The sequence below is a fragment of the Proteus sp. LHD240705 genome, from assembly GCF_047921555.1.
Taxonomy (GTDB): domain Bacteria; phylum Pseudomonadota; class Gammaproteobacteria; order Enterobacterales; family Enterobacteriaceae; genus Proteus.
The window spans coordinates 356,055-373,693 of sequence record NZ_JBLRMI010000002.1 but is presented as its reverse complement, the minus strand read 5'-3'; the positions used below and the strand labels follow the sequence as shown (position 1 = coordinate 373,693).

Annotated in this window: 14 protein-coding genes; 2 read left to right on the top strand and 12 right to left on the bottom strand. The window is 39.5% G+C overall.

Annotation, left to right across the window (positions count from 1 at the left end):
• Positions 1 to 63 precede the first annotated feature (63 nt).
• The 11 genes from yjiA to apt all read right to left on the bottom strand — a co-directional run bounded on the left by yjiA (position 64) and on the right by apt (position 13,250).
• Positions 64 to 1,044, bottom strand: coding sequence for a GTPase (gene yjiA / locus ACNART_RS05035; RefSeq protein WP_416303475.1), 981 nt, complete (start codon positions 1,042 to 1,044; stop codon positions 64 to 66).
• Positions 1,045 to 1,066: 22 nt separating this feature from the next.
• On the bottom strand, positions 1,067 to 1,273 hold the full coding sequence (locus ACNART_RS05030; protein ID WP_004245057.1) for a YbdD/YjiX family protein: 207 nt from the start codon (positions 1,271 to 1,273) through the stop codon (positions 1,067 to 1,069).
• A gap of 60 nt (positions 1,274 to 1,333) precedes the next feature.
• Positions 1,334 to 3,484, bottom strand: a complete 2,151-nt coding sequence (locus ACNART_RS05025) for a carbon starvation CstA family protein (protein WP_109371657.1) — start codon at positions 3,482 to 3,484, stop codon at positions 1,334 to 1,336.
• 336 nt (positions 3,485 to 3,820) lie between these two features.
• The gene (locus tag ACNART_RS05020) at positions 3,821 to 6,328 is read right to left on the bottom strand and encodes a TonB family protein (RefSeq protein WP_416303458.1); all 2,508 of its coding nucleotides are present in this window, start codon (positions 6,326 to 6,328) and stop codon (positions 3,821 to 3,823) included.
• Between the two features lie 15 nt (positions 6,329 to 6,343).
• A complete protein-coding gene (locus tag ACNART_RS05015) occupies positions 6,344 to 7,819 on the bottom strand; it encodes a DNA-binding protein (protein WP_416303457.1) in 1,476 nt (491 codons plus the stop codon).
• Positions 7,813 to 8,568, bottom strand: coding sequence for a PP2C family serine/threonine-protein phosphatase (locus tag ACNART_RS05010; RefSeq protein ID WP_109371663.1), 756 nt, complete (start codon positions 8,566 to 8,568; stop codon positions 7,813 to 7,815). The genes ACNART_RS05015 and ACNART_RS05010 overlap by 7 nt, the downstream gene beginning before the upstream one ends.
• On the bottom strand, positions 8,568 to 9,236 hold the full coding sequence (locus tag ACNART_RS05005; RefSeq protein WP_227336451.1) for a vWA domain-containing protein: 669 nt from the start codon (positions 9,234 to 9,236) through the stop codon (positions 8,568 to 8,570). Before ACNART_RS05005 ends, ACNART_RS05010 begins: the two co-directional genes overlap by 1 nt.
• Before the next feature lie 245 nt (positions 9,237 to 9,481).
• On the bottom strand, positions 9,482 to 10,087 hold the full coding sequence (gene recR, locus ACNART_RS05000; RefSeq protein ID WP_088493661.1) for a recombination mediator RecR: 606 nt from the start codon (positions 10,085 to 10,087) through the stop codon (positions 9,482 to 9,484).
• Positions 10,087 to 10,416, bottom strand: coding sequence for a YbaB/EbfC family nucleoid-associated protein (locus ACNART_RS04995; RefSeq protein WP_023580840.1), 330 nt, complete (start codon positions 10,414 to 10,416; stop codon positions 10,087 to 10,089). Before ACNART_RS04995 ends, recR begins: the two co-directional genes overlap by 1 nt.
• Before the next feature lie 54 nt (positions 10,417 to 10,470).
• Positions 10,471 to 12,444, bottom strand: a complete 1,974-nt coding sequence (gene dnaX / locus ACNART_RS04990; RefSeq protein ID WP_416303456.1) for a DNA polymerase III subunit gamma/tau — start codon at positions 12,442 to 12,444, stop codon at positions 10,471 to 10,473.
• A gap of 254 nt (positions 12,445 to 12,698) precedes the next feature.
• The gene (gene apt / locus ACNART_RS04985) at positions 12,699 to 13,250 is read right to left on the bottom strand and encodes an adenine phosphoribosyltransferase (protein ID WP_036911661.1); all 552 of its coding nucleotides are present in this window, start codon (positions 13,248 to 13,250) and stop codon (positions 12,699 to 12,701) included.
• Positions 13,251 to 13,387: 137 nt separating this feature from the next.
• Between apt and priC the strand changes: the two genes are divergently transcribed.
• Both priC and rsmS read left to right on the top strand, forming a co-directional pair.
• Positions 13,388 to 13,930: a primosomal replication protein PriC gene (priC, locus tag ACNART_RS04980; RefSeq protein ID WP_109371671.1), complete on the top strand. Its 543-nt coding sequence runs from the start codon at positions 13,388 to 13,390 to the stop codon at positions 13,928 to 13,930.
• Between the two features lie 11 nt (positions 13,931 to 13,941).
• A complete protein-coding gene (gene rsmS / locus ACNART_RS04975; RefSeq protein ID WP_198619369.1) occupies positions 13,942 to 14,106 on the top strand; it encodes a pleiotropic regulatory protein RsmS in 165 nt (54 codons plus the stop codon).
• Here rsmS and mscK read toward each other — a convergent pair whose 3' ends face one another.
• Complete coding sequence (gene mscK, locus ACNART_RS04970; RefSeq protein ID WP_416303455.1) at positions 14,107 to 17,529, bottom strand: mechanosensitive channel MscK; 3,423 nt, start codon at positions 17,527 to 17,529, stop codon at positions 14,107 to 14,109.
• Positions 17,530 to 17,639: the final 110 nt, after the last annotated feature.

Below are 17,639 nucleotides of genomic sequence, written 5' to 3'. Positions count from 1 at the left end.
GACTACGGTTACTTTACTGCTCTACTTCTTACTGCTTTTTAACACTCACTACAGGGTATTAGGTTAATAAGCCTTCTCTTCTGTGCTAGGCATCAATGCATCAAAATTGGCTCTTATCTCTTCTTCTGGTAATTGAATACCAATAAAGACCAATGTACTTTGACGAGTTTCATCTTCATTCCACGGTCTATCCCAATCAGCACTATAAAGGCGTTGCACACCTTGGAATAACAAGCGATTAGGTTGGTCTTTAATATTTAATATCCCTTTATAACGCAAAAGATTATCAGCAAAGCTTAATAATAATTTTTCCATTACGTCTGAAACTTCTTGTAACTCAACAGGGTAATCAAACTTTAGTACAATCGAATTAATGTCATCTTGCTTATCAGCCTGATAACGAAACAGAGGCTGTTTTACATCGAGGTTATCGTTCAACATAAAACCTTTTACGTTAAACAGTAATCCTAAATCAATTTGTCCATGAATAACGGTATGCACAGGCGCTCTAGCATTAATACGTCTTAGTCGTGCCATTAATTCAGGAGAGGCTGGAGTGACGTCTGTTTTCGTTAACAGAATGCGGTCGGCATAACCAATTTGTGATTGTGCAATCGTAAATTGATCCAGTTGTTGCTGAGCGTGAACATTATCAACAAGCGTGATAATGCCATCTAATAAGTAGCGCTGGCAGATGATCTCATGAGAAAAGAATGTTTGGCTAATAGGACCTGGATCAGCCATTCCTGTGCATTCAATAACTAATCTATCAAATTCGATTTCACCACGATCTAGGCTGTCACATAAGTCTAATAGCGTATCTTCTAATTCATTCGATTTACTGCAACAAATACAACCATTGGTCAGTGTTTTTATTTGAGTGGCTCTATCATCAATGATTTCATCATCAATAGGGACTTCACCAAATTCATTTTCAATAACGGCAATTTTATAGCCATGCTCTTCATTAAGCATATGACGTAAAAGTGTTGTTTTTCCCGATCCTAAAAAACCGGTCAGTATTGTCACTGCAATAGGTTCCATCATTTATCTCCTTTACGGATCATTAGCAACAGCGAAAACCGCCTTTACCATCACCACCGCCATAACGGGCTTCCTGACGCTCACGGAAAAACTCGTTATAGGTCATAACAGGCTTATCTGGATGGTTATCTTTCATGTGTTGCACATAATTATCGTAATCAGGAATACCTATTAGCATACGTGCTGCTTGTCCTAGATATTTTCCAGCTTGTCCTAAATTACCAAACATAAGTTTCTCCTAAGCCCCGTACTGGCAAGCCAGCACGGGGGTTTAACCTATCTACCTAAATTAGTGACCTGAGGACACTTTTACATCTTTTGGCATAGGAACATACGGTGTTTCTTGTGATGTATCTTCTGGGTTTTTACGTGCTTTCATTGCGGTACGGAAACCGTAGAAAATGATGCTGTAAACAACCACTAAGAACAGAATACTTAAGCCAGCATTGGTATAGTTGTTAATTACAATATGATTCATATTGGTAATTTCAGCCGCAGTTAAGTCAGCACCACCTGCTAAGATCTTCGCTTTGTATTCATTTGCTAAGTAGAAGAAACCTTCCATTTGTGGATCATCGCTGAGAAGTTTCAGACCTAATGCCCATGTTGTACAAATTAATAACCATACTGCTGGAACAACTGTCACCCAGATATATTTAGTACGTTTCATCTTAACTAAGATAACAGTACCTAATACCAGAGCAACTGCCGCTAACATTTGGTTTGAAATACCAAACAGTGGCCACAAGCTCTTAACACCACCTAATGGGTCAACAACACCTTGGTATAACAGATATCCCCATAATCCTACGCAACCCGCAGTACCAATCACACCCGGAATGAACGAGTTTGTTTTCTTCAGGTAAGGGATAAAGTTACCTAACAAGTCTTGGAACATAAAGCGACCAGAACGTGTACCCGCATCTAACGCCGTTAAAATAAAGAGCGCTTCGAACAAGATCCCAAAGTGATACCAGAAGCCCATATCCGCAGCAGGAATGATTTTATGGAATACCATCGCGATACCAACAGCTAAGGTAGGCGCACCACCAGCACGGTTTAATACAGAAGGCTCACCAATATCTTTCGCCGTTTGTAGAATTTCTTCTGGCGAAATAACAAAGCCCCATGAACTCACCGTTGCAGCAGTATGCACAGTAACTTCTCTTAACTGCTCCATAATAACTGCTGTATTTTCACCACCTAATTCATGAAGGTTCGGCATAGTAATACCTAAACCTGCTGGTGGTGTATTCATTGCAAAATACAGACCAGGTTCAATAATAGATGCAGCGACTAACGCCATGATCGCAACGAATGATTCCATTAACATTGCACCATAACCGATAAAACGCGCATCCATTTCATTGGCAATAAGCTTAGGTGTTGTACCTGAAGCAATCAGTGCGTGGAAACCAGAAACGGCACCACAAGCGATAGTGATAAATAAGAATGGGAATAAAGCCCCTTTCCACAATGGTCCTGTACCATCGACATATTGAGTAACCGCTGGCATTTTCAGTTCAGGATTTAGGATAACAATACCAACGGCTAAACCAACGATAACCCCAATTTTCAGGAACGTCGCTAAGTAATCACGAGGAGCAAGGATCAACCAAACTGGCAGTAATGCAGAAACAAAAGCATAACCAATAAGACCAAAGGTGATTGTTGTATCTTTAAAGGTGAGTGCAGGTCCCCAGTATGGATCATGAGCAATAACGCCACCAAACCAAATCGCAGCAATCAGTAATACAATACCGATAACAGAGACTTCACCGACACGACCCGGACGGATATAGCGCATGTAAATACCCATAAACAGGGCAATTGGTACTGTTGAACAAACAGTGAACACACCCCATGGGCTTTCTGCTAATGCTTTAACAACGATAAGCGCAAGCACTGCAAGAATGATGATCATGATAAGGAAACAGCCGAATAAAGCGATAGTACCCGGAATAGGACCCATCTCTTTCTTTATCATCTCACCAAGTGAGTTACCATTACGGCGTGTTGAAATAAACAACACCATAAAGTCTTGTACTGCACCAGCAAGCACAACCCCAGCTAATAACCAAAGCGTACCCGGTAAATACCCCATTTGAGCAGCAAGAACAGGCCCTACTAAAGGACCAGCACCCGCGATAGCCGCAAAGTGGTGACCAAATAAAACATAACGGTTAGTTGGAACGTAGTTCAAACCGTCATTATTAACAACAGAAGGTGTTGCTCTAGTTGGATCAAGCTTCATCACTTTTTGAGCGATATAAAGACTGTAATAACGATAAGCAACTAAATAAACGGCAACAGAAGCAACAACTATCCATAGTGCACTGACGTGTTCACCACGGCGAAGCGCAACCACTGAAAGACAAAAAGCACCGATAATCCCTAGGATCACCCAAGGTACGTGCTTTAAAAATGCATTTTTGTTCATGAGACACCTTTTTTTCAGGCAAGACCGAACAGCCAAAGAGTAATGCGGGACAGCTGAGAATGATTTGAGCGAATATGAGAGACAACTGCCCGCTACTACATAATAAGAAGAATGAGATATAAACAGTGCGACAAAATCGCTTAGCGGTTGTATAACGAATTAAGCGGTCTGTTTTTTGAGTTGAGTGGTTCTGTCTTTTTGAAATGGCTATTTTTTTGTGATCTAGATAACAATTTTATTTCTTTCAATAAGTTAGAAAATCATTAAATAGAAAAAAACCTCCTTTTCACTAACAAAAAAGGAGGTTTTTTATAACATTATTTAATTAAGTAGTAATTATTGGCTAAATTGAACGGATATCAAAAGCACGTTACCTTTTCGAGCAGATGAACCATTAAAACGCCATTGATATGCAGCATCAATAACGGCATTATCTATGCTCATATCACCACTGCCAGATTTCAATAGCACCACAGTAGGAACACCTTGAGGGTCAACATCAAGTTGTAAGATCATATCCCCTGTTTTAGGTGCTGTATCAAGTGCATTCACTTTCGGTAATGCCTGATCACTGCCTTTGATATTCGCTGATGAGAAATCAATACTAAATGTCCGATTTGATTGCTCAACAACCTTGTTGTTTAGTGGCTTACGTATCACTTTACTATTAGGATCTGATGCTGGTATTACACGTTGAGCTAATTGAATCTGAGTTAAGTCATCACTGAGATAATCATCTGAAGGTTTAACTTCAATACCTTCAGGTAAATAACGCATATCCATTCGCGCTCGTAAGGTTTGATAGCGTTCTAAGCGAGCGCCCTCAAGTGTATGTATCACCATTCTCATTTCTAACATTTGCATCAGCGAACCAACACTTTCTTTTGATTTTTGCTGTGACGCTTTAGCAAATGCCCCTGCTGCAATTTCAGGATCTTCATCGAGCCATGTTATGCCCCATCCTAACCAGACATCTTCACGATCGGGTTCTAATGCGATGGCCTGTTCAAAATGAGTACGCGCATTGAGTAATAAAGTTTGCCAATATTTTTTCTCTTGAGGATAAATTTTAGGAGAACTGGTTAAATTGTTGGTTCCTACGTTGTAATATTGCAATTCAAAACGTGCCACTGTTCTCACGATATCGGCATTATCCTGATGAAGAGCGAGTTTTTCATTTAAAAAGCGAATACTGTTATCCCAACTTTCATGGTTATTTTTACCATTAGGCAATGTCTGCAACTCTTTTAAGATGGCTTGTAACGCAGCACGTTTTTCTTGCTGTTGTTGAGATAATCTAGGGTAATAAGATGAATAAGGATCATAGCTGGAGCGAGTTGCTTCTCTTCCATCATCTAATTCTGGCGCTTGCTTTTTCAGTTCTGTATAAGCATTTTCAGTCAGTGTTATCCCTTTTGCATCTTGTCTCGCATAAGCTTTAACCAGTTTTATCAATGTTGATTGTTGCTTAACCGCATACTCTTTCCAACCAAGACGGGTACTTTCAAAACGAACTGTCACACGTTGGCGATATCCGTCTTTGTTTGGCATAAAACGCCAATGACGAGCCGCTTTCACTGCTTGATCATCGAAAGCATCAACACCACTACTGTTTTGCACCCAAAGCCCTGAAATACGCCCTTGAGGATCGACATCAACGGATAAAATAACATCTGCACGAGGGATATATTTTCTGATTGTTGGATAACGGATTTCAGTTAAGTTTTTCACTTCATTAGGTGATTCAACGATCACTTCTCCGGGATACTCTTTTCCCATCATTGATTGCATTTCAAGATAAGTGGTTAAATCATTATTGATTGCATTACTCACTGGTAATCGCTGATTAGCAAGCTTAGTGACTTCTTCTGGTGGTATACTGTTTTGTCGATAAAAACGATCTTCAATAACACGCGCTTGTAATATCTGATAAACCTGACGCTGATTTTCAGTAAGCTCTGAAATTGCTTTTTTCAACAATTGTTGCGCTGAAATATCATTATGACCTTGCTTAGCCTGTTTGAGCGTATCTGCCACCATTAAAGCTAACATCGCTTTTTCAATTTGTGCATCCAAAGAACGATGGGCGATATAAGTAAGTGATAAAACTTGCCATGCCTCAGGTGATAATGGCGCAACAGCAATAACATTAATACCTGATTGCGTTAATTGAGCATCATTACTATTTGAAAGGGAAGCTAATGCCTGAGCGACCATAATCTCAGGTTGATTTAATAGCCAGTCGCCATAAAAATTAAGTGTTTTTACAGCTTCCGCACGTTCTGATGTTCCCTTGGTATGAACTAAATAAGCTTCTTTCGCTTTTGTCGCCACAATCACATCATCACTAAAATAATCCAATCCTGGTAAAGCAATTCGCGCTTTCTCAATAGCACTAATAGATGCCAGCGCTTTCGGTTGATTAGACCGAATAATGTTACGGATCTCATTTTCACTATTAACAACAAAATAATGATAATTTTGCCATTCAGATTGTTCTATATTTTGTAAAACAAAGCGACGACGATCTTCTAATTCACTTTTGGGTATCACCGAGAATGACACCCCCAGCGCCATTAAAAGGACTAATCCACCACCACATAAATAGTAAATGTTTTTAGCTCGCCACGATTGCAATAACATAACAATCGTCATAATAAGAGAGCCTAACCATAATCCCAGTAAGAAATTACGTTCATCAAAGCGAACAGATGAGGGGAGAATTTTACTATTAAAACTATCAATCAAGCTAAAGGTTGAAACTAAGAAGGCTGGCAACCAGAAAGGGAACAGTAACGTTATAACGCCAATAATAATCAGGATCAGCTTTATTCTTTTTTTCATGTTATTTTCCCTAAATTATGGCTTTCTTTTCAAAATATGCATTGAAGGGAAAACAAAAAGAACTAACAAGATAATGGCTAAAACCATTAAAAACATCACACTCAACATCGTTATTAGTATTTGCTCAATATAATCCGCTTTGATTAAATCTGCGATCCAGCTAGAACCTAAACCACCGCTGGCTCCTTGTGGAATAAAATTCATCAGTAATAAACCCAAAAATACAGGGACTATCATGGCAATAGCGGTATGTAATATGACTTTGGGTACTTGGTTTATTGCATTTTTAACCGCAATAAATATCGCTGGCGGTTGAATAGGTTTCGCTGGCGTAGTTTGAGTTGGCGCTTGTCGGATATTCGCATTTTGTACTCTTTTTTGACGAACTGGCTCACGTTGCGTTTGGTTTTGTTTCTGAGTAATTGCAACTTGCTGTAACTTCGCCTCTCTTGCACAAGCAGCGCAAGTTTTACCTGCAAAATGCTGGTGGTTTTTATCTTTTTGACAAATGACTAACTGTTGCTTTTCGGGTTGTGCATATTCATAAAGTGCTGTCGTCCATGTTTTTGCACTTGGTCTTTGCGAAGGTGTGCCTGAAAATGCTTTATCAAAGAGCGTTCTTAGCTTATCAGGTAATTGTTTATGTCCACTGGCGACATTTGGGGTGATCAAATTATGCGCCTTTATGCCATAACCATAAAAATGCCCCGCAATACGTCTTGGTATATCCGTAGGTACAGTGTCATTTTTAGGTCGGCCACTAAAAGGGTGGATACCAAAATTAAGCAACTGAAAAATAATAACGGCTAAGGCAAATCGGTCTTGCCACTCTTCTTGAGATTCTGGAACGGTTTGTTTTGCTTGAAATTCAGGGGCAAGATATTCAACAGTAAATTGCCCAGCAGGAAAACGCGTATTCTCACCTTGGATACTAAATCCATCACAATCGAGAAGAGACATATACAGACTTGATTTATAAAACCGCAAATTCAGCGGTTTCATATCAATAATACGGTGCCCTTGCTGATGTAAAGCATCAATCAATGAGCAAAGGTTATATGCGAGACTCACTTTCGCCCCCATTCCCGTGGGTAAGCCATGCGCTTTGGCTTGGCGTTCTTGAAGAATGTATTCCAACTCAATCGTATTTTTCACATCAAGTTCAGGCATCACAAAGCCAACAAATTGCTTTTGGCTATTGTATAAACGTGCTTGAGGCCATGCGAGTTGGATAATGGGCGTATCGTTAACAGAAACGGGCTTTAATGCAGGTTCTAACTTCTGCATTGCCGTGATCTTTTTCAGATAATAGGCTTTATCAATTTTGTCATGATAAACTTTTGAGACTTGGAAAGGTGCATTATTAATATGGCTAACGCTACCCGCACCACCGCTTTTTATCAAATCACCTATTTGATAAATCTTACCGTTTTCATCTTGTAATTGCCTAGATACTGGTTGAACTATCCCTTTCTTTCTCGCTTTTACCACAACTCTTCATCCCTGATGCAAATAACTAAGGTTTTATCATCGCCTGTGATTGAGTGTGTTCGAGGATCAGCTAAAGTCCCTGCTAATGCCTCACTTCCACTATCTTCTGATACAGTTTTTAAATAACGGATCACAGGGGTGATAAACGGTTCATAAAGGGCATCACCCGCTTTATTCATGGCAAAAGGCTGTACACCATCAGACATCAAAATAACTTGTTTTACTGGTTTATTTAGGGGAATAACGCGTAAATGCGCTTCCCAATTTTCTGAAGTTACAAACCAAGTTTGATTCGCATATTCTCCATTTTCAGGTTGTGATACATAACTTGTACCATCACAGTATTCCACCACAGCAATACCGTCACCCAAATGGAATAAATAGCCACTATCATCACCGACCCAACATGCAACCAGTGTTGATGCATATTCATTAAGCGCACACTGCTTTATTTCTGCATATTCAGCAAGTTGGAGGCGAATATCTTCAATAAGTTGTTTAGCCCCTTGTGTTATCTGTTTTTCGGTTAACAAATCAATGTTTGGCCACTCTGTAATACGTAGCGTAAATAACCGAGCAACGAGCTGAGCACCTTGTTCACTATAACGAGAAGAACCAGCACCATCACAAACAGCAGCGATAAGATATTCACCTTTACGACGAATAAAATAAGCATCCTGACAGGGAATTTGACGTTCTTGATGGGCAATGCCTGTCACAGATGCCCCATAAGCTAACCAATCATTCATCAAACAGGTACACTCGCCCAAGAATCAGTTGAAGGTAATTGTGCCGTACCGCCTGGTGTAGATTGTGAAACAACCTGCATACTGGCGCTTAGCCACAAGAACAGTTCTTTAAATTGCAACCCTTTAAGCATTTTCACGCCGTTAACGCCATTACGACTAAAACTCCCCATGACTTCTGCTGATGCGCCATCAACCATAATCGGAAACACCGCTGTTTTTTGGCTTTCTTCTGCTTGGCGACAAAGCTGTGCAGCCTGTTCCCATTGGTCTGTCGGAACACCATCAGACATTAAAAATAGCCAAGGACGTGTATAAGCAACACCCGCTTGTTTAAAGCGCTGTTTTTCTGCTTCAATTTCTTCAAGCGCTAAAGTAATGGCTTGTCCCATTGGGGTTGTGCCATTAGCTTCTAAAACAGGGGCTGTGAAATCCATAGCATCTTTCCAATCACCATGAACCGTACATTGGTCATATCCGCCGTATTCAATCACTAAAATACGTACACGTTTAGCCGCAATCACATCATTTTTGAGTTCTTGTTCGAGTAATTTAAGCCCTTCATTTAATTGTTGAATAGGTTGACCATACATACTGCCAGAGCTATCTAGCACTAAGATCAGAGGGGTACGTTGTTCACTGTTATCAACCAAGGCTACGTCAGGGATCATGGGATGCTCCATCATTCAGTTATTATTTTTCATGATAATGATTAATGTAACATAAAGACGCAAAATTCATCAGAAAGAAAAAAGCGATAAAAGGAAGATAAAGATATTTCTGAAAAAAAACAGGTTTTGAGGTTTTAAATAGAGTGTTTTAAATTAAATTTAAGAACATTTACGCGATTTTAGATGAAAAAAAGCACCTCATTACATTAAGTAAAAGGTGCTTTTTAAATAAAATATTTATGATGTTAATAGTGGATCTTTTGGCGTCCAGCAATAGAGTGTGAAAGCGTTGTACCGTCAACCATTTCAAGTTCGCCGCCCACTGGAACGCCGTGAGCTATCCGGCTTGCCGTAATATCATACTGAGCACAGATTTCAGCAATATAATTGGCTGTAGCTTCACCTTCAACAGTCGGATTGGTTGCCAAGATCACTTCAGAAATCGTCTCTTGGCTTAAGCGCTCTTCAAGTCTATCTAAACCAATGTCCATAGGACCGATACCATCTAAAGGGGATAAATGCCCCATTAAGACAAAGTATCGCCCTGCAAACTGCCCTGTCTGCTCGATAGCATGAATATCCGCAGGACTTTCGACAACACAAATTTGCCCATTTTGCTGACGACGAACATTCGCACAGATGGTGCAACGCTCTTCTTCAGTAAAAGTTCGGCAATCACAGCAATGACCGATTTCAGACATTGCACGCGTGAGTGCTTGTGCAAGTCGCATACCACCGCTTCTATCGCGTTGAAGTAGTTGGAAAGCCATTCGTTGCGCTGACTTAGGCCCGACACCGGGTAAACAACGCAACGCTTCCATTAATGATTCAAGAAGTGGGCTGGTTTGCATTAGAATGGCATCTTAAAGCCTGGTGGCAATTGCATACCGTTAGAAACAGAGGCCATTCTTTCTTTTTGTGTTTCATCAATACGACGCGCAGCATCATTAAAGGCAGCAGCAATCAGATCTTCCAGCATCTCTTTGTCATCTTCTAGCAGGCTAGGATCGATTTCAACACGACGGCAATTATGAGCACCATTGATAGTGATCTTAACTAAGCCAGCGCCAGATTCACCTGTCACTTCTAAGTTTGCGATCTCTTCTTGCATTTGTTGCATTTTTTCTTGCATTTGTTGGGCTTGCTTCATCAGATTACCCAAACCACCTTTTCCGAACATAATTGTCTCTCTTTGTAAAAGCCACACAGTATGAAGTCATACAACATGTTGCGATTAAACAGGTCGGATACTCTCTTCATCCAATTCAGCATCAAAATATTGCTGTAATGTTTGAATCGTTTTATCCGTAATAATCGATTGACGCGATAACGCCAATTTTTCATCATAAATGGCTTGTCGCCACTCCAACGGTGTTTTTACCGTTGGATCATCATCTTCTATAATTGTGAGTGAAATTGCTTTTCCATGCAATTCACTTAACGCATTAGTAAGCGTGCGTAACGCATTTGCAGAATTTAAATGTTTCTGTTTAGTTCGTAAATGCAAAATAACGTTTTCTTCGTTTACTGTCTCTTTATACGCATTTAATGCCAGTTGTTGCACCAATTTAGGGAGTGGCATTTTGTCAATTTCAGCCGCCCAAGCATCTCTTTCTTGCGACTCTTTAGCAATTTTTGCTGCTAATTCAGGTGTTTTTTCATATTCGAGAACTTCTTTGATCTCTTTTGGTGAAGAAACAACCTCTTGCGTTGACATTAACTCAGGGTTTTGCGGACGCCACTGATACTCTTCTTTTTTCTTTTTTTCAGGCGCATTAGTCTGACGCTTCGTTGCTTGCTGGCGTTTTTCACTCACGGCTGCTAGCCGCTCTAATGCACTAGCAGCCGGCTTGGCCCGATTAGGCGTCGCCGGTTCAGACTTTTTTGGCGGGGTTTGTTGTTCCGTCCCCTTTATTGCCTGCCTTGCCCTTAGAAGTTGTGCTGCGGGGCTATTGCCTAATGAAGCACTATTTTCTATTGGTGAAGAAGATGGGTGATCCACTTGAGGCGAATGAGTCTGCACAGTTTGCGGAGCATAATGTTCAGACATTCTATTTGTAGGCAATGATGCTGAAGGTAAAGTTTGTGCTAATGGCGCAGAAGGTATTTCATCAATCACTGTTTTAGGATGAAAAGCAAGCGCACGTAACAGAGTCATTTCAACCCCCATGCGTCTATCTGGCGCATAAGCCAGTTCTTTTCGCCCTACTAATAAGGTTTGATAATAGAGTTGTAAATCTTGTGGAGAAACAGATTTTGCCAATAAACGTAGGCGTTCTTGAGTAAATTGTTCTTGAGGATTTTCTTCACTAGGCAATAACTGCAACATCGCAATTTGATGCAGTAATGAGAGTGTTTCAACCAAGAAATTTTCCCAGTCAGTACCTCTTGAAGCGACTTCATTAACCAGCGACATGACCTGTTGACCATCCGCTTTTACTAACGCTTCAATCAATGCTAATGGTTGAGCGTCATCAATCGTGCCAAGCATTTGGCTAACCACTTCCGCACTGACAACACCTTCACCACTTGCGATAGCTTGATCTGTTAAGCTTAATGCATCTCGCATACTGCCATCGGCAGCGCGTGCAATAAGTTGACGCGCTCTTACATCATTTTCAATATGCTCTGCTGATAGCACTTTTTCGAGTTGTGTCGCAATTTGGTCAATATCTAATGCTCGCAGATGAAATTGCAAGCAACGTGATAAAATCGTGACAGGTAATTTTTGTGGATCAGTCGTCGCTAATAAGAATTTAACGTGCTCTGGCGGTTCTTCTAATGTTTTTAGTAGCGCATTAAAACTGTGACGAGAAAGCATGTGAACTTCATCAATCAAGTAGACCTTAAAGCGTCCTCGCGCTGGCGCGTACTGCACATTGTCCAGCAGTTCACGGGTATCTTCTACCTTAGTACGAGATGCAGCATCGATTTCAATTAAATCGACAAAACGCCCTTGTTCTATTTCAAGGCAATTTGCACATTGACCACAAGGTTTACTCGTAATACCTGTTTCACAATTGAGCCCTTTAGCAAATAATCGGGCAATAGTGGTTTTTCCGACACCTCGTGTGCCAGAAAAAAGATAGGCGTGATGAAGTCGCTGATGATCAAGACCATTAGCTAAAGCAGTCAACACATGACGTTGACCAACAACATCGTTAAAAGTTTGTGGGCGCCACTTACGGGCAAGTACCTGATAGCTCATTGATTCCGCTAAATTTGAACAAGATTTATCTCTATGCTAACACAGGGACGACCTATTGAGCGAGATCTGTAAGAAACAAATGAGATATTGGAGAAAGAACCAGCAGAAATTTAAGGTAAAGATAAGAGGTAACAATTGTGCGGGCAATATACATTTATAAAAATAGAAAAATTATAAATGATATATAAACACCCGCACTCTTACTTGTGTTTACGATAAGAACTTAATTAGTTCTTCTCTAAACAGTGAAGATATTAATGTCCTGGAAAATCAACCAGTGTAAAGCTATGAACACCTTGTTTTTCTAAGCGTTCGATACCGCCTAAATCAGGTAAGCAGATAATGAATGCAGCTTCTGTCACAGTACCACCTAAACGGCGGATCAGACGAGCAGTTGCTTCAATGGTGCCACCTGTTGCTAGTAAATCATCAACCATTAATACTTTGTCTTGATCCGTAATGCTATCTTTGTGGATCTCTAAAGTATCTGTGCCGTATTCCAGATCATAAGTTTCACTGAGCGTTTCGCGAGGCAATTTACCTTTTTTACGAACAGGAACAAAACCAACACCTAGGCGTAAAGCGACTGGAGCACCAAATAGGAAGCCACGCGCTTCGGTACCCACAACTTTAGTGATACCCTGACCTTGATAGTGTTCTACCAATAAATCAATGGTTGCCTGATATGCAGCAGGATTATCCAATAATGTAGTGATATCACGGAATAATATCCCTTCTTTTGGATAATCAGGAATGGTTTCAATACTGTCTTTAATAAATTGCAGTTGTTGCGCGTTAGCAGTCATAATCAGTGCCATAATAAAAAACGAAACGATAGAATCTATGCAATATGCCGTTAAAATGCAACAGAAAGCCAATTAACAACTCTTTTTTGTTGCTTTAAGTCAATTCATGTTTTTATCAAAACAGGGGCAAGAACCAGATGAATAAACCTGATCCTTTAAGCTTATTTAAAAAACAGATAGACAATCTAGCCGAAACAGTGGCGCCTATTGCAAACAAAAAAATTGCAGCACCTTGCTTCGACACGACACTATTCCACCGCCGAAGTGATTCCCTTGGTGGCTACATGCAACAGATCCGCGATAATTTTACTCAGTTAATCGCTTGTGTTGAGGCACAACGAAGCCAGCAAGTTAAATTTCTGGCCACACAAATCCTACAACAAATTGAAGCATTAACTCGTGAATTATCGACACAAACACTAAGAAAGCAAGAGAACCAGCTTACTCAACGAAAAAAAAGTGTCGATTTATACCAAAAGCTTGCCCAACATCAGGATTATGAGCGCCGATTACAAGCCATGATCCAAGATAGAGAGCTTTCATTAACGCAAGCTCAGAGCTTTATGAAGCAACAAGAGTTACAAAAAGAGATTGCCGCTCTTGAAAATCGCCTTGCGCGCTGCAAAAATGCCCTGTTCTCTATCGAAAAGAGCATTGAGAAACAAGAAGATAAATTTTAAAGGGAATGATAATGAGTTTAAAAGACGCACCAGAGTCTGTTCAATTGGCAGTCGATCTTATCTATTTACTTGAAAGCCACCATATTGATCCTAAAACAGCACTAGAAGCCCTCGAGATTGTGCGCCAAGATTATGAAAAAAAATTAGCGGCACAATCTACTCATTCATCCCTTTAATTAAGCAAAAGGCGTATTGGCTTCGGGTGTTGAGCCATCAAGAGGACGTTTTATCTCTTGCACTTCATCACCTTGTTTATTATGCAAATAGACATCAAGTTGGTTAAACGCAATATTGATATTATTTTCATTACACAGCTTATCAATAGCGCGGTTAACTTCATCTATCGCAATATTTCTGTCACCTAATGTTCTGACATAAAAACGCAAATCATGATTCAGGGTGCTTGCCCCAAATTCAGTAAATAGCACCACAGGTTCTGGTTCAGTCATCACTCTGGCATTCTCTTTAGCGGCCTTCATTAAGATCTCTTTGACCTTATCGAGGTCAGATCCATAAGCAACACCCACTTGAATAATAATACGTGTCACCGTATCAGATAATGTCCAGTTAATAAGCCGTTCAGTTACAAACGCTTTATTTGGAATAATCACTTCTTTGCGATCAAAGTCAGTCACTGTCGTTGCTCTAATACGAATTCGGCTAACCGTACCGGAATAAGTACCAATGGTAACCGTATCACCAATTCTGACGGGTCTTTCGAACAAAATAATTAAGCCAGACACAAAGTTTGCAAATATTTCTTGTAAACCGAACCCTAAACCAACCGTTAAAGCTGCGGCTAACCATTGCAGCTTTTCCCATGCTACACCTAATATTCCCAGTGATACGATGGTTCCGATAGCAATAATAATGTAGGTCAAAATGGTTGTGATCGCGTAAGAAGCACCTTGTTGCAATTTTATACGAGATAAAATTAATACCTCTAATAAACCTGGTAAATTTCGGGTCATAAACCAAGAAATTGCCATAATAGAAACAGACAATAATAGGTCGGCAACAGTAACCGCTTTAACGACATTACCAAGCTCTGTCGGCAAAGTGTAACTCCAGAGCGTTATTCCATCTAAATAGGTAAAGACCGTAATAAAATCAGACCAAATACCATAGAAACTAGACGCAAAGATGATAAATAAGATCATCGTTGTCAGTCTTAATGATTGTTGATTGATTTGATCCATATCCATTGGTGGTTCTTGAATAGGTTCAAGAGTGTTATCTTCGCCTTCTTTTTTCTCTTTAAGCATTGCTTGTCGACGCTCAAGTGCACGACGATAGGCAAGGCGTCGAGCCGCAACAGTTAAGCCGCGCAAACTGGCGTGATAAGCAATAAACCACAGCATGAGTAGATATAAGCTATCAATCCAACGATTTGCTAAACGCAATGCGGTGTAGTAATAACCAAAAATAACCAATCCCATTAAAATAAGGGGGGAAAACGTTAATAAGGTAATGACGACCGTTCTAACAACATGATTGCCCTTTTCTTGCCACATTTCACGGCAAAATGGCAACGCACATAAACTAATACCAAATAATGAAATAATCGCAACCAATTGCCCAATAACATCCCCCACCAACAGCAATGGATTATTAATGCCATAAGCTGAAAGCAGAATAATTGGCAACATTGGCAGTGATAATCGTAATAAACGTTTACGATTTTGCTGAACGCGTTCGAGAGGAATTTTAAAATGTTTTACTGCAACACCATTGTCAGACATTAAGCGATAAGACCATTCAAACATCAGCCAAAATACCGCAAATTGCCATGCAAAAGACCAAATAAATTCTTGCTGAACATTAAAGCTATTAATTAGCCAATACCCTATTGCTAATACAATACAAGAAAGGGGTAATGTTTTTATAAATACAATCCCTAATGCTAATGGCGTATGCAGTTGTGAGTCTTTATTAAGCTTATTAATATCCGCATTCAGTTTTTCAAATTGCATATCTAGCTTTTTACGTTGCCAAATAATCAACAAACTGAACGAAATAAGTGCAATAAGTACAGGAAGTGATTTCTTAGCCCCGATCAACAGATTTTCATTTGACCAGTTAAGTTTAAAACCTTGAAATTCGGCAACCGCTTGAGTCGGAAATACTGCAAACCAATTAAGGTTAATCGGCTTATTACTGCTTACCCAGAAAATTTGCTGAGCCAATGTGTTTTCGAGTGAACTTACCACGCTGCGTAATTGTTGCTGATCCATTTGGAGATTAATCGAACCCGAAATTTGATTACCTAATTGGTTATTCAGTTTATCGAGCAGTTCTCTACGAGCATCAACTAATAGTTCCAAAGCATTGCGTAACTCTTTTTGCGCATTAGCATCAGCAGTTTCAGGATGTGTTGATTGATACTCTTTCATCAACTGATCAATATAAATATTAGGTTGAATAATTTGATCACGTTGCTTGTTTATTTCAAATTGTTCTAATCGCAGATCGGCAATTTTATCAGGCAGGTTATTAATAAATATACCATCGGGTAAATCAACTTGTTCTTCAAAAAGAATACGTGACAGCAATAAACTGCCTTTAAGCACATCAATTTGTTCTTTTAAATTACGTTCAGATTGAATAGCTCTATCTAAGCGATTCTTGACTAGTAAGCTATGGCGATTTAAATCATTATTATTTTGCGTGGTAACAATCAACTTATCGCTAAGCTGTTTATTGATTTCTGTTTGTGCCAAATAAAATAGATCATTATTAATGATCTGATTCTCAAGCCCTGTACTTTGAGCTTCTTTGGCAGTTTCCTCTGAGCTATCTAAGCGTTTATCATTGATAGCATCCTGAAGTAATTGAGCATGCTCTTGTGAAAGGTCGATATAAGCAGAACTATAATCTCGCTGTAGTTGCAATAAGCTTTGCAGTTGCACATTTGATTGGAGAGTTCGCTTTTGAAAATTATTTTGTTGTTGAAGATAATATTGTTCTAATTGCAACAGTTGCACTGCCGAAGTACGCATTTGTGCTTTATCAGCACTGCTTTTATTCAACAAGGTTCTTATTTGTTGCAGTCTTTCTGAATTGCTAAATAAAACAGATTGCGCCCTTTCAGGTTGTGTTTGTAATACAATAAGCTCATTACTGTAGTTGGCTAAATCATCTTGAGATTTTTGTAATGACTGTAATACCGTTTCAAGTTGAGATTCTAATGTTGCAAGCGGTAAAGCCTCTAATGATTTTTTATAATCGTCAGCTTCTTTATTAGCGACTTTTTGTTTTAATTGATCGAGTTGATATTGAGTACTACGCAATTTTTCTGGTAATTGATCGACTGTTTTATTGTAGCTTGTCGATTTTTTTTCTAATTGTTGAATATCATCAAGTAATAAAAGCGATTGCTCGAGATCAGCAATAGTTAATTTATCTTCTGCACTTAACTCACTGCGCTTATTTAATAAATTAAGCTGGTTTTGAATGCTTTCTTGAGTCGGTAAATTACTCGGTACCGCGGCTAAAACAGCGGTAATGGAAAGGCTCCAAAGAATAAAGACAATAATCGAAGCTGTAATAACCGTCTTTATTTGACTATTAAATTGAGAAAAAAGAGTTTTTGTACACATGGTTAAGCAACTTGTTCAACTAATATTGAAAAACTGTCTCTTAGTATAATCCAATTGCTTTAAATTGGCAGTGTAAACAGAACAAGTTGCTTGGGATGTTTCTCGCCTGA

Excerpts from the sequence above, each read along its gene's own strand:
- ACNART_RS05020 (WP_416303458.1), bottom strand. The coding sequence starts at position 6,328 with ATGAAAAAAAGAATAAAGCTGATCCTGATTATTATTGGCGTTATAACG.
- ACNART_RS05030 (WP_004245057.1), bottom strand. The coding sequence starts at position 1,273 with ATGTTTGGTAATTTAGGACAAGCTGGAAAATATCTAGGACAAGCAGCA.
- ACNART_RS05010 (WP_109371663.1), bottom strand. The coding sequence starts at position 8,568 with ATGAATGATTGGTTAGCTTATGGGGCATCTGTGACAGGCATTGCCCAT.
- ACNART_RS05025 (WP_109371657.1), bottom strand. The coding sequence starts at position 3,484 with ATGAACAAAAATGCATTTTTAAAGCACGTACCTTGGGTGATCCTAGGG.
- yjiA (WP_416303475.1), bottom strand. The coding sequence starts at position 1,044 with ATGGAACCTATTGCAGTGACAATACTGACCGGTTTTTTAGGATCGGGA.
- rsmS (WP_198619369.1), top strand. The coding sequence starts at position 13,942 with ATGAGTTTAAAAGACGCACCAGAGTCTGTTCAATTGGCAGTCGATCTT.
- ACNART_RS05005 (WP_227336451.1), bottom strand. The coding sequence starts at position 9,236 with ATGATCCCTGACGTAGCCTTGGTTGATAACAGTGAACAACGTACCCCT.
- mscK (WP_416303455.1), bottom strand. The coding sequence starts at position 17,529 with ATGTGTACAAAAACTCTTTTTTCTCAATTTAATAGTCAAATAAAGACG.
- recR (WP_088493661.1), bottom strand. The coding sequence starts at position 10,087 with ATGCAAACCAGCCCACTTCTTGAATCATTAATGGAAGCGTTGCGTTGT.
- dnaX (WP_416303456.1), bottom strand. The coding sequence starts at position 12,444 with ATGAGCTATCAGGTACTTGCCCGTAAGTGGCGCCCACAAACTTTTAAC.
- ACNART_RS04995 (WP_023580840.1), bottom strand. The coding sequence starts at position 10,416 with ATGTTCGGAAAAGGTGGTTTGGGTAATCTGATGAAGCAAGCCCAACAA.
- priC (WP_109371671.1), top strand. The coding sequence starts at position 13,388 with ATGAATAAACCTGATCCTTTAAGCTTATTTAAAAAACAGATAGACAAT.
- apt (WP_036911661.1), bottom strand. The coding sequence starts at position 13,250 with ATGACTGCTAACGCGCAACAACTGCAATTTATTAAAGACAGTATTGAA.